This is a genomic window from Wolbachia endosymbiont of Folsomia candida (genome assembly GCF_001931755.2).
Taxonomy (GTDB): Bacteria; Pseudomonadota; Alphaproteobacteria; order Rickettsiales; family Anaplasmataceae; genus Wolbachia.
In genome coordinates this window covers 357,200-370,282 of record NZ_CP015510.2, presented here as the reverse complement: position 1 = coordinate 370,282, position 13,083 = coordinate 357,200, and the positions used below count along the sequence as shown (strand labels likewise).

General features: G+C 34.3%; 12 protein-coding genes and 3 pseudogenes. 8 read left to right on the top strand and 7 right to left on the bottom strand.

The genetic code is table 11. The features are described 5' to 3' along the window. Nucleotides 1–35: 35 nt before the first annotated feature. From ASM33_RS01745 to ASM33_RS01730, 4 genes and pseudogenes are all read right to left on the bottom strand, one after another. Nucleotides 36–368 (bottom strand): DUF5372 family protein, encoded by a 333-nt coding sequence (locus tag ASM33_RS01745; protein ID WP_110409270.1) that lies wholly within the window; start codon nt 366–368, stop codon nt 36–38. Continuing rightward, nucleotides 353–1,198: pseudogene (locus ASM33_RS01740) on the bottom strand (IS110 family RNA-guided transposase); the annotation flags it as partial. The pseudogene ASM33_RS01740 and the gene ASM33_RS01745, both read right to left, overlap by 16 nt. 254 nt (nt 1,199–1,452) lie before the next feature. Continuing rightward, complete coding sequence (locus ASM33_RS01735) at nt 1,453–2,103, bottom strand: JAB domain-containing protein (RefSeq protein ID WP_110409316.1); 651 nt, start codon at nt 2,101–2,103, stop codon at nt 1,453–1,455. Nucleotides 2,104–2,552: 449 nt separating this feature from the next. Further along, the gene (locus ASM33_RS01730) at nt 2,553–2,903 is read right to left on the bottom strand and encodes a helix-turn-helix domain-containing protein (RefSeq protein ID WP_110409317.1); all 351 of its coding nucleotides are present in this window, start codon (nt 2,901–2,903) and stop codon (nt 2,553–2,555) included. Nucleotides 2,904–2,972: 69 nt separating this feature from the next. Between ASM33_RS01730 and ASM33_RS01725 the strand changes: the two genes are divergently transcribed. The 6 genes and pseudogenes from ASM33_RS01725 (at nt 2,973) to ASM33_RS01700 (ending at nt 8,271) form a co-directional block, all read left to right on the top strand. Then, entirely contained in the window at nt 2,973–3,329 is a 357-nt protein-coding gene (locus ASM33_RS01725; protein ID WP_110409318.1) for an XRE family transcriptional regulator, read from the top strand. A gap of 543 nt (nt 3,330–3,872) precedes the next feature. Then, a complete protein-coding gene (locus ASM33_RS01715; RefSeq protein ID WP_237342935.1) occupies nt 3,873–4,220 on the top strand; it encodes a reverse transcriptase family protein in 348 nt (115 codons plus the stop codon). A 28-nt stretch (nt 4,221–4,248) separates the two neighbouring features. Further along, on the top strand, nt 4,249–4,512 hold the full coding sequence (locus ASM33_RS08300) for a DUF5372 family protein (RefSeq protein ID WP_157956406.1): 264 nt from the start codon (nt 4,249–4,251) through the stop codon (nt 4,510–4,512). A 161-nt stretch (nt 4,513–4,673) separates the two neighbouring features. Continuing rightward, complete coding sequence (locus tag ASM33_RS01710) at nt 4,674–6,767, top strand: recombinase family protein (protein ID WP_110409269.1); 2,094 nt, start codon at nt 4,674–4,676, stop codon at nt 6,765–6,767. Between the two features lie 9 nt (nt 6,768–6,776). After that, nucleotides 6,777–6,950, top strand: a pseudogene (locus tag ASM33_RS01705) (IS110 family transposase); the annotation flags it as partial. 427 nt (nt 6,951–7,377) lie between these two features. Then, nucleotides 7,378–8,271 (top strand): hypothetical protein, encoded by an 894-nt coding sequence (locus ASM33_RS01700; RefSeq protein WP_110409319.1) that lies wholly within the window; start codon nt 7,378–7,380, stop codon nt 8,269–8,271. Nucleotides 8,272–8,608: 337 nt separating this feature from the next. Here ASM33_RS01700 and ASM33_RS01695 read toward each other — a convergent pair whose 3' ends face one another. Beyond that, nucleotides 8,609–9,496 (bottom strand): Rpn family recombination-promoting nuclease/putative transposase, encoded by an 888-nt coding sequence (locus tag ASM33_RS01695; RefSeq protein WP_110409320.1) that lies wholly within the window; start codon nt 9,494–9,496, stop codon nt 8,609–8,611. Between the two features lie 107 nt (nt 9,497–9,603). Here ASM33_RS01695 and ASM33_RS01690 point away from each other — a divergent pair, with 107 nt between their 5' ends. Next, the gene (locus ASM33_RS01690; protein WP_110409321.1) at nt 9,604–10,392 is read left to right on the top strand and encodes an ankyrin repeat domain-containing protein; all 789 of its coding nucleotides are present in this window, start codon (nt 9,604–9,606) and stop codon (nt 10,390–10,392) included. Between the two features lie 27 nt (nt 10,393–10,419). Beyond that, nucleotides 10,420–10,956, top strand: a complete 537-nt coding sequence (locus ASM33_RS01685) for an ankyrin repeat domain-containing protein (RefSeq protein WP_110409322.1) — start codon at nt 10,420–10,422, stop codon at nt 10,954–10,956. Between the two features lie 275 nt (nt 10,957–11,231). On the opposite strand, the gene ASM33_RS01680 is transcribed toward ASM33_RS01685, so the two are convergent. Together ASM33_RS01680 and ASM33_RS08860 are read right to left on the bottom strand one after the other, a co-directional pair. Next, a complete protein-coding gene (locus ASM33_RS01680) occupies nt 11,232–11,522 on the bottom strand; it encodes an XRE family transcriptional regulator (protein WP_110409323.1) in 291 nt (96 codons plus the stop codon). Nucleotides 11,523–11,589: 67 nt separating this feature from the next. Further along, a pseudogene (locus ASM33_RS08860) lies at nt 11,590–12,522 on the bottom strand (BRCT domain-containing protein); the annotation flags it as partial. Nucleotides 12,523–13,083: the final 561 nt, after the last annotated feature.

The window sequence follows — 13,083 nt, the reverse complement described above, 5'->3', positions numbered from 1 at the left end:
TAATTTCTTTCCTATAATCGTTTCTGTGTTAGTCATTAATCAACCTCTTTGCTATTTTTAGCTTGATCAAGATTGGTAACTAATTTAACTAACTGCTGAAGATGGGAAAACGATAAAATAGGCGATAAATCAGTAAGGGTTTGATAAAGATTAGGATCTGCTTTGTCTGTCCAATCACGTGGAATGCCTACTGTACCACGCGTCAACGTTTTCAAACTAAATATATCCCGATTATTAAAGTTTTTTGTTGATAATATTTGAAAACTTTTCCCCTTCCATGGATGGAATGGATGAGTAATAGTAGCGTATCCCGAATATCGACTGGACTTAGGTGCAGTTAATTCTAACCATGAGCAACCCAAGTACACTGTATTAAAGCAGTGCGTGCCATTTTCGACCCTCGTTTGGTAATCCTTCCAATCGTGCACTGTTGATTAGATTGAGAAACATATGGTACAACTCCAAAATAAGCAGTGAGTTTTTCAGGATCGCGAAAGTCATTAATATCACCAATTGTTGTAATAAAAACAGCTGCAGAAATTACACCAATGCCTTTAATGCTAATGAGATTATAAAATCCAGGAAGCTGTTTAACAAAAGTTTCAATTTCCTTTTCAAGTTTCTTGAGGCTTTCTCGTATAGCTTCTAGGTGATAGCTGATCACTTCAATTTCAACTTTTTCCAAATGACACCAATTATGTTTTTGAATAGCACGTTTAAACCCCGTTTTGGTTGTCAGTGCTTCCTTTTTAATTTTTATTCCGTGGTAATTAAAAAGACTGTGCATTTTGTTAATCAAAGATATCCGTGATTTTACTAACTGTTCTCTTGTTTTAAGAAGAGAAACTAATTGCTGATATTGTGTGTTTTTGCATCTTGCTTCAGGCAGCATATCCTTGCTTAGAAAAAAAGCAATAGCTCTTGCATCATGCTTATCTGTCTTGTGTACAGAACGGCGAATAACTTCGAATTGCAAAGGAGCAATTATTACCACACGCTTGACGTAAGGTAACACTTCATCATAAAAGAAACAGCTGTTACCTGTTGCTTCTAAAGCTACTTCATCTGTTGGCTGAAGATTCTCAATAAAATTGTTTATATCCTGCAAGCGAAACGTGCGAATATATTCTGGTTTTTCTTGCTCTAAATAACAGGCAGTGAAGCTATTTGTATGTAAATCAACTCCAATGTAACGCATACTTTTTCCTCCAATTGCATAATAATATATCAGAGTAGAATATTGCCGGTTGATCCAAACTCCTATACGCGGTCACCGAATTTTATGGGCCGCACGATGGTTTTCGGTGGCAGGTGCGGTTAATCTAAAGTACGAGGTCTTCTTTCACTGCATATAAAAGCAGAGGGAGCCTCAAGCTTTGCCCAACCTGCTACCTATCCACTCTGAGAAGTTATTATCTTCTCATGCTCTCAACCGAGCAATAACTATTCATATCATCTAAAGTAATTTTTTTCTGTCACAATTATGTGATCAATTAACTCTATCTCCATGCTACTGCACGCTAATGATAGGATTTTGGTTAAACTTATATCGTGCTGTGATGGTTTTGCACTTCCTAAGTGGTTGTGTGCTATAACCATTGCAGTTGCTCCTACTAGTAGTGCTCTTTTTATTACTTCTCTCGCATATAGAGGTGTTTTATCTACTGTTCCCTCTTGAGTGTACTCATCGATAATACGAGATTTCTTGTTCAAATAAATAACACGAAAGTTTTCTATACTTAATTGGCCTATTGTTACTCTTAAGTATTCTATCAATTTTTTCTGATTCTCAATTATTGGCAGTTCTTCCAGATCTTCTCTGAGCATTCTTTCAATTGTTTCCCTCACACACATAATACTTGCTATTGCTGAATCATTCATGCCAGTTATACTTTTCAGCTCATGAAAGTCAGCGCTAATCACCTTACCAATACTCTTGAACAGCTCTAATAATCTTTCTGCAACTTCTTTATTTTCCCCATTATTAAATGAAGAATATAAAATAAGCTCCACCAGCTCAAGATCAAGTAATGACGACCTACCTTTGCTTGCTAATACTCTTTTTTCCAGTTCTGTTTTTCTTTTATTTTCACTATTATTCATAAAATTACCTATTTATTAACAACTAAACAAATTCAATTATTTACTCTGCTTTTTAGCATTGGTCGCCATAAAGCCATGGATTTACAAGAAGATCAAGTCATTTTTAAATTTTTTTTGCAATTTTATTTATTAACAATAGTAGTAAATATATTATTCTTTCTTGTATCACTTGCTTAGCATAAATAGTCTTTATAGTGCTTGACTAGTCATAAAAAGCATATTATATTAACCTTTTACTAATAATTGAGGCTATATACTAGATTAAAAATAAGGGGTACTTATGAAAAAGAAAGAATCATCTAATCTAAATCTGCTGTATTTACAGATACGCTGAAAGATATAGCTCAGGGCCTACCGGCTGATTTTTGCGTACATTGTGATAAGGAAATAATTGAAGTTTGTACAGAAGAATAAAGAAAGAATTACAGGGGTCAGCTTGCAACTTTCCACTACCTCCCAGTTGGAAAGGACTTCACAAGCAAGCGGGCTGACCCCTGTAACTCTTTTTTGATTTTTCTATAATCTGCTATGAGCTCTACTATTTCTCTACTCTCTGTACCACTTTCATCATCTTCATGCAAGTCCGAAGACATATCAATAAAAAAGTCCGATACATCAACTGAAAGAACTTTTGCTAACTCATATAACCTACTTGCTGAAATTTTAGCTTCAGCTCTCTCGTATTTCATTATTTGGCTAGATGAAATGCCTAACTTTTCTCCCAACTGCATTGTTGTCAATCCACGTGCTCGCCTCCAGAGTCTTATTTTTTTACCTATTATTATATCAAGAGAGTTCATACCACACTATAACCACTTGAAGAATATATTACAATCCTCTACTGAAAAAATCTACTTGAGTAAAATGTCATGAAATTTACTGTTACTTCACCAACTTCACAATTTGATTTAAGCAATATTAAGGATGTTAGAATTGTATTGGTAAAAATAATCAACACTATAGTACAAAGAGATTCTTGGTCCCAAGAAGAAGTAGCTGAAGTTCTTAAAGTTAATCAACCAACGGTATCTAGATTAAAACATCTAAAAATTTCAAGCTTTTCTTTAGAGCGTATTTTTCTTTTTTTATTGAGATTGAATTGCGATTTAAATTTAGTAATAAATAGACCAGAGTATATAACAACTATAAAAGTACGATCTAACATAAAAAATGTAAGAATAGATATTATGAGCTATATAACAAGCATAATTCTAAGTATCAATTGACTCAGGTAGAGGCAGCAGAGGTCATGCTTATAAATCGTGTGTCCAGGAAAGGCACGTATGTTCAGTGGGAGTCAGACCCACCAGGATAAGAGTCGGAGTCCTGTAGCTAGGGTAGCAATGTGGAGGGAAACCAAAATGTTGAAGCCTACCGACAACGTTATCGTAGGATAATGGCGAATTACTAGGCCGTAGTGAAAACGAACACATAGGTGGCCTCGAAAAGCAAAGTACTGAAGGCTGAACCAACGGTTTACTGGTGAAGGCAAAATAGGCAGTTGAAATGCGGCTGATACAACTGTTCTACTTCAGCGGGGTGTGAGTGATGGCATGGTAATGAGGACATACAAAGCAACTGGAGAAGCCCTCCTCATCCAAAGGAGAAATACCTTGGAGCGGTAGGTTCTATAACTGGAAAACAGGAAATGAACCGAAGATGAGAGGGTGGCGGATGGGTGTGTAGTAGTGATGAAGTGAGGTAACGCTCATGGAGCAAAGGCACCCTACTAGTAGGAATCTTTTAACAAAAGGGAGGTAAAGGTAAAAATGATAAAAATGCCAATTAAATTACAAGACCTGAGAAGAAAGATATATACCAAAGCGAAGGCAGAACCGGAATGGCGATTCTGGGGAATCTATGTTCACGTCTGTAAGATGGAAACACTAGAAGAAGCATATAAGCTGACAAAGAAGAGTAATGGGGCACCAGGAATTGATAAGGTGACATTCGAATCGATAGAAGCAGAAGGCTTAGAAAAGTATCTCCAACAAATAAGACACGAACTAATAACCAAAACCTATAGCCCAAATAGGAACCGTAGGAAGGAAATACCAAAAGCTGGAGGAAAACTCAGAGCATTGAACATACCCATGGTTAGAATTAACTGCACCTAAGTCCAGTCGATATTCGGGATACGCTACTATTACTCATCCATTCCATCCATGGAAGGGGAAAAGTTTTCAAATATTATCAACAAAAAACTTTAATAATCGGGATATATTTAGTTTGAAAACGTTGACGCGTGGTACAGTAGGCATTCCACGTGATTGGACAGACAAAGCAGATCCTAATCTTTATCAAACCCTTACTGATTTATCGCCTATTTTATCGTTTTCCCATCTTCAGCAGTTAGTTAAATTAGTTACCAATCTTGATCAAGCTAAAAATAGCAAAGAGGTTGATTAATGACTAACACAGAAACGATTATAGGAAAGAAATTATGCCATTGGAAGGAAAAACCTCCGTAATATCAGTAGATGCTACCAGGATAGCTATTTGTATAGCAAACATGTTGCATGAGTATTTAATAGTGGAACAACAATTGATTAAAACGGAGGATATTAATAATGACAGCACACAAAATTCAGAACCACCATATATTAAAACCAGCATACGTTTATTTAAGGCAATCAACAATGGGACAGGTAAGGCTCAATCAGGAGAGTACTGAAAGGCAGTATAAACTGAAAGATAAAGCGCAACAAATGGGATGGTCTCAGAATGCCATAAGAGTTTTAGATGATGATTTAGGGATTTCAGGAGCTCAAGCTAATAATCGAGAAGATTTTAAAATATTAGTTGCTGATGTATCAATGGGAAAAGTAGGAGCCGTGTTTGTACTGGAAGCGTCGAGATTATCTAGATCTTGCAGTGATTGGCATAGATTACTGGAATTATGTGCTTTAACAGATACATTGATTATAGATGAAGATGGTTGTTACAATCCTAATGACTTCAACGACCAATTGGTACTTGGGCTAAAAGGAACGATATCACACGCAGAGTTGCATTTCATCCGTGCTAGACTTTTAGGAGGTAAGGTAAATAAGGCTAAGAAAGGAGAGCTTCGATTTCCTCTCCCAGTAGGATTTTGCTATGATGATGAAGGTAATACTAGATTTGACGATAATGAGCAAGTAAGAAGTGTGATTCAATTATTGTTTAAAGTATTTAAAGAAAAGGGCAGTGCTTATGGAGTAGTACATCATTTTGGTAAGAACAAAATACAGTTTCCAAAACGAGCATATGGTGGTATTTGGAAAGGAAAGTTAATATGGGGAGCACTGACACATTCTAGGGTATGTTCAGTATTAAAAAACCCTTCTTATGCTGGAGCTTATGTTTATGGTCGCTTTAAATATCAGAAAAAATTATCAAGTACTGGATTGGTCAAGACAACAGTAGTTCGCCTACCGACAGAAGCCTGGCATACAATGATAAAAAACCACCACGAAGGTTATATAACGTGGGAAGAATATGTAGCAAATAAAAAGGTTTTAGCAAATAATCAAACCAGTGGAGAAGAGAATATGCTACCTACAGCAGTACGAGAAGGATTGGGATTATTGCAGGGATTATTAATTTGTAGTTACTGCGGCTGTCGTCTTACTGTAAGGTATAAGAGCAAAGGTGGTGTTCTTGCTGTTTATGAATGTAATTGGAAAAAGAAGTGGGGAGAAGATAGTAAGAGTTGTTTTTCTGTTTATGGAAATCCTCTGGATGAAGCTATCGTAAAAAGAGTATTGGAAGTCATGGAACCTGCGCAAATTGAGATTGCCGTAAAAGCATTTGAAGAATTGGAGCAACGAGGTCACATGCTAGATAAACAATGGCAAATGCAGATAAAAAGAGCAGATTATGAAGTACAACTGGCACAGAGACGTTATGAAGAAGTAGACCCATCAAATCGCCTAGTAGCTGGAACATTGGAGAAACGTTGGAACGAAGCTTTAATAGCATTGGAAGAAGCACAGAATCAATATGATGAATATAAGAAAAATGATGTACTTACAGCTACAAAACAACAAAAAGAGAAAGTGTTGGCACTAGCTCAGGACTTACCACGCTTATGGAATGCAGAATCAACAAGTGCAAGAGATCGAAAGCGTATTTTACGACTTCTAGTTAAGGATATTACTGTTGAAAAACTACGTAGTGAACAAAAAGCAGTACTACATATACGCTGGCAAACAAATGCTATAGAGGACTTAGAGGTGCAATTGCCAAAAAAATCCTATGACAGATGGAGGCATTCAGATGATATAATTGATCGGATAAGACAGCTATCGAAAACAATGACTGATGAACAAATTATTAGTTTGTTAAACCAAGAGGGGCTGACAACAAATAAAGGTAATCCTTTTACTATAAAAAGTATGAAATGGATTCGATTTAAACATAAGATCCCAGCACTATGTAATCAAAAATCTGAAGAAGAGTTATCAGTGAAACAAGTTGCAGAAAAATTCAATGTCAGTCATTACGTAGTACGTTATTGGATTGAACGTAAGTTTATTAATGCACGACGTATTGGTGAAAGGTTCTGGATATCGATAAGTTTAGAACAAGAACTGGAGTTAAAAAAACGTATTGAGAGCTCTTCTAAAATAGCAATTGCAAGGTTGAAATCACAAAAACAAATTGAAGGAGGTGTATTATGAAGTTATCGTGCTATACGTTATAGTCCTTACTTGAAAAGTTTCTATGAAAATGTGAAAAAAAGGCGTGGTTCTGCTAAGGCCATTATTGCTACTGCTAGGAAATTCCTGACAACCATTTTCTATACGCTTAAAAAGAACTGGATTTTTAAAGATTTCACAAAATTTGAATTTTTTATTGGATAATAATCGTGAAGGAAAATATGGAACCTTAGTTTTATAAGCTAATGAATATGTGCATAAGTACTTAAAATATGTGGGGACATACTTATACACATATTCATTAGCTACATTAATTTAAAAAAGATTAATTAAAAACTTGGTGTTTTTGTTGCCAATGAAACAACTTTTGATTGAATCAGATGGCACAGTAATAAATAAAAAATTGTATTAGAGCTGAATTTTATATCAGAAAATGTTTTGGGTAATGCAAAAAATCATTATTGACTTTTATGCAATTTAGAGCTGCTGAGAAATTGCTGACAGAAATTTTCTACACACTTAAAAATAACTGGGTTTTTAAAGATTTTACAAAATATGAAATTTATAATTGACAACAATCATAGGAGCTTTGCTGAAAATAAGTTACTGTAGTAAGATTTAAGGATTAACTATGAAACTACTATTGCAGACATCTCTAGAAGTCAAAAAACATTGTGAAAGCTTGGATAATAAAGGGAAACAAGAACTTTATAGGCAGGTAATGGAGGAAGCAAAAGATGCGACTGAAAATCATGATATTGATAAGCTGAAAAAACTTAGTGAAATTGTAGTTGTGATAGAAGAAGTCTGCGATAGAGGAGTACTTAAGGATTTTGATGATGAAAACCCACTGAAGGAAGCAAATATCGTAGTAGAGAGCGATGGGTTAACCAATTATCTGTTTAGTTTTGGTGATTCATCGAAACTCTACGACTTAAGAGAAAATAAAGAGGAAGCGCTTTACCAAGCAATCAAATCAAATGATGTTGAGTTAGTTAAGCACGTATTGATAGTTCTACTGTACGGTGATTTTGAAGGAAAGGTAGATCCAAAGGGTTTGGTAGCATTGCTAGAAAAGGCTTGCGAAGAGTTGAACCTTTCAAAGGATATGAAAAATTACCTTGAAAAGAAGATAAGGTTTTGCAGCTTTTTGTGTAATTTTAAGTTTGACAAAGATCCCATAGAGTTATTTGCAAATCGGTCAGAGGTTGACTATGAAATAGATAAGTTTCTGCTTTCTTTGATTACAAAAAAGACAAAGGGAGAAGATCTACTTTCTGATATAAATAACATGGTAGAGCTTCTCAAGAAACATGAAAAATTTGAAGAGCTAGAATACAAGGTAAGAAGGCTAAAGTCAGAACTTGAAAGCGGAAAAAGCAAATATCCAACTGAAGTAATACAATCCAGCATTAAAGAACGGGAAAAGGAAATGCTTGAGATCGAAGAAAAATATATTAAGCCAGTTAATTTGGTAGATGAAAGGGAAAGGTTAGTGAAGCAACTGTGTTTCAAGAAAGCTTGATTGTTTTGAGGTAGTGTTGGTTATAGTTCTCTTTACAGTAGCAATGCTCTGTCTAATTTAAAATATTGGTGGTATTAAGTTTGGAGATGACCTTTTTACATGACCATAGGAAGCCATTCTGGACTCAGATCGTATTTATGTATCTCTATATAAGTACCTCTATAACTGCCCTTAAAACCCCAATACCGAAAAAGAAAAAATTGGATTTAATGATATTCTAATATTTACACTAATATGGCTAATATACTAGCAGGTATTATTGATTAATTAAAAATTACAGCGTTTTATCTTCCTTTAGCTGTTTTATATAACCCAAAAGTTATCCATCTGTAAGAATTTAGTGAGTATTCTCCTTTTGAAGTTTTTTGATTTCGTCAGCAGATAGTCCAGTGAATTTAGCAATGGTGTTAATATCCATATTATCAGCAAGCATTGACTTTGCTACTTCGATTTTACCACGTTCTTCACCGATTTGGATGCCTTCCGTTTTAGCAGACTGAACTTCATGTTGTAAAACAACAGATTCATCACGGAGACGTTTAGCTTCATGGTTATACTCCATCAGTTCCTGATCAGACCAATAATATTGATTTAGCGCATCACAAGCCTTTTTGATTATAGGATATTTCTCAAATACTTTCTCTCTGTCTTCCTCTTCTATTTCTGTTGCATACCTAAAGAACCAGCACCATTTTGATACAGCATCATCTAATTCATCCTCTTTAGTTTTATTAGATTTAGGTAACTCTATGAAAGTAAAGTGGAAGTCTTTTAGGTCATGTTCATAGCTTTTTCTGTCTAAAATAGCATGGTCAGACTTATACTCTGGCTTATCAGGAAATATAATGTAATCGACAATGGCAATAAAGATAACTTCTTTAAGATCATGGTATTGATCACCAACATGAGCTTGATCGCAGTAAGCATGAGCAGCATAGTATTGAGCTCTTTTTTCAAAACCAGGATATTTAGTAACTTGTAACTCAACAATATATTGAATACCTAGAAAGTCGGTACATAGTATATCAACAATACTTTGCTTTTTAGAAATAATCTCAGGATTTTGAACAGTCTGTGAAAAAATAACTTTTATAATTTGAGACTCGCCAGTAAGGTTAAGGACATCATTTAAAAAGTGAACAAGAATATCTTTATTCTTCTCAGAGCCGAAGACTTTTTTGAAGGAAAGGTCATTTTTTGGATTAAGCAGCTTTGAAAGTACCATAATAACAAGGATAAATTTTTATTATTATACACTATATTTATAGTAATAGCAAGTTGACAATACAAAGCTTATAAAGTAAAATTATGGGCTAAATAAGGTGGAATATTATGGCTTCTAATAGAGAATTAAATGAAGATCTACTTTATGCTGCAGGAATATATAGTCTTAATAGGGTCAAAGAACTAGTGGAAAAAGGGGCTGATTGTAAGGCTAGTGATCATCACGGTGATACACCACTGCACTATGCTGCTGAATCAGGTAAGTTGGAAAAAGTAAGATATCTTGTAGAAGAGAAAGGGTGCGATGTTACAGCTGTAAATAATTGTGGTTCAACACCTTTACATAGAGCTGCAAGGTGGGGTTCATTGGAGATAGTAAAGTATCTCGTAGAAAAGGGTGCTGATGTTGTATCTGGTATTGATCATGGTAAAACTCCTTTGCATGAAGCTGTTGCTGTAGGAAACTTAGATATAGTGAAATACCTAATGAAAAAAGGATTTGATCTAAAAGCTGCTGAAAATGGTAGTTTAACTCCTATGCATAGTGCTGCTTTTCATAATCATCTAGAAGTATTAAAATATTTAGTAGAAGAAGGTGCTAATATTAATGCTACCAATCAAGGTGGGTGGTCTGCTCTACATGAAGCTGCAGGTCAGGGTTATTTAAGTATAGTGGAATATCTTGTAGAAAGAGGTGCTAACCTTAATGCTAATAGATGGGGAGAAACACCCCTACACTGTGCTGCTAAGAAAGGAAAATTTGATGTAGTAAAATATCTGATAGAAAAAGGTGCTGATTTTAAAACAACTAGCAACAATGGTGATACTCCCCTAAGCTTGGCTAGTGAAGAAGGTCATTCAGATATAATGAAATATATGATGGAGAAAGGAGCTTGATTTAAAGTACAGGAGGAATTTAGAATTATGATTTCTACCAAACATTTAAATGAAGAGCTATTTTATGCTGTAAAACAAGGTAATCTCAATAGTGTCAAAGAATGTATTGGTAAAGGGGCTGATTTTAAAGCTATCACTAAATATGGTAATACTACTCTACACTTGGCTGCTTACTGGGGAAACTTGGATGTAGTACAATATCTTATAGAAATAGGGATTGATATAAATGCTATAGCTAAGGATGGTAACACTTCTTTGCACTTAGCTGTCAGAGATAGTGAGTGGGATATAGCAAAATATTTAATAGAGCAAGGTGCTGACTTTAACATTATCGATAGTGATGGCAATATTCCTCTACACTGGAGTGTAAGAAATGGTGGGTTGGATGTAGTAAAATACTTTGTAGAAAAAGGTGTTGATTTGAATACTACTGACAGTGATGGCTTGACTGCTATGGATCTGGCTGCTGCAACTCATAACTTTGACATAGTTAAATATCTTAGTAAGAAGGGTTGCAATTTGAATGGTTTGTTAAAAAAGCTTAGGTTAAAAATGGATGCTTAGACTTTAAAGGCCATGCCTAATAGTTATGGATAAAAATTTTTAGATAGAAAATAGTAATTTATATAAATACAAATTTGGTTTTGTTATCATTCTCACTGCAATGGTGAATTTAGACTTAATTTCTAATTTCAAGTGTATTCATTTTTAAACTGGCTCTTTTATATCACTTTAGAGCACCGCTTTAGGGTTGGATGGTCATTTATCTTATCTTTTGTTATAGCCACTATAAATGCATCTAAAGGCCCAATACGTAAATCTTCCATTTTTGCATGATTTTATGCTAAGGCAGAAGTCGCTGTAAGTTCAAAATATTCAACTTGTTTTATAGCCTCTTTAATATTAATTGAAATTGTTACCCTGTAATCTAATCTCACTAAAAAAGTTAAAAGCCTCGCTAATGAAAAATTTGCAGCTTTTGACCTTCTAATGCGTGAAATGTCTGAGAGAGCTGTCTGTAATATATGTGCTGTTTCTTTGCTGCTCCATTTATTATCATCTATTGCTTTATTTATCATTTGTACCAATATTTCTTTTGTATTAGTGTTAGTAATATTTAAAATTTCCATTTATCTTATTATTATATCAAATTATTATATCAAAATTAATATGAAATTAACAGAAGCTTTATATAAATCAATGAAAACTAGCTAGTTTGCACAACTGATCCTCAGTTAATATTTTTATACCTAACTCTAAAGCTTTCTTGTACTTGGATTCAGGCTTATCTCCAACAACTAGGAAGTGCGTGCTACGCGATACGTCTGAAGTAACTTTTCCACCTAGAGATTCTACTTTTGCCTTAGATTCGTTTCTGTCCATCGTTGATAAACTTCCGGTAAAAACAATAATTTTTCTACTTAAAGGGGAACTATTTCTGTTGTTGTCCATTGGAAGAATTTTCAAATGAGACACAAGATTATTTAACATATTTATGTTTTGCTGATCGGAAAAGAATGATCTGATAGATTCGGCAATTTTCTCTCCAATGCCCTCTATACTCATTAACTCAGAGAAAGTCTCATAGTATTGCAGCTTAATCATCGAGTTATGCCAATTTTCACAAGAAACGTAATGCTTTGCTAGTAGTTTTGCTGTACCTTGAGCAATGTATCTAGTTCCCAAAGAAGATATAAATCTATCCAAACTTACTGTTTTTTTGCTATTAATGGAATTAAGTAGATTAGCTATAGATTGCTTTCCCCAACCATGTTGTTCTTCCAAGTTAAATTCATTTAGCCGCTCTTCTAGGGTGAAAATATCTGGGATTTGCTTAATTAAGCCAATGTCATAGAAAAATTCTATTTGTTTATCTCCAAGCCCAACTATGGCAAAAGCTTCCTTGGAAACAAAATATTTTAACTTTTCTATTGTTTGAGCTCTACAGAATTCACCTGATCATCTTATTGCTGCTTCACCTTCAACCTTTTGTACGCTACTTTCACATTCTGGACAAACTTTAGGAAATACAAATTCAGGCGCGTTGGGAGAGCGAGCGCTTTTATCTACTTCTACAATTTTAGGTATTACATCACCTGCTCGTGCAACTGTTACAATATCGCCTTCTCTGGACGCACAATAGGTAAAAAATTAATCAGGTATATTGAACTGCAATTTTGCAAAACGCATCTATAACTTTGTGATTGGATTCTATCATAGCTTGAGCTTCATGCTGTAGGTACTTAATATTGTACAGTAATAGATATTATTAAAACATTTACCTATTTTATAACTTTAGTTAAAAAACCAAAAGTTAATTCTTTTTTTTATCAAGAAAATTAACAATTAGTATCAATATCAAAGTGAAGATAGAAATGTGCTTAATAGACTAGATAGAATTAAGCTAAACTATTTTTATTATATCCACAATTAAGATCTACAGCGACAGGCAAAATGTTTAATACCAAGTTGCTAAGAACTGCTTCAATATTTATTAACAATAGTTTACTGATCTACATTTTTTATGGCATAATATCTATCTTAATGGAGTTTTTTTTACTAGAATTACAAAAAAATTATCCATGTGTCTCTAAATCCACTAAAATTATGTAATTAATCCACATCTGGTATAATAATGCCACTTTTACCTTTGTGAAAAACAATTGATAGAAGATGGAACACTCTAAATCT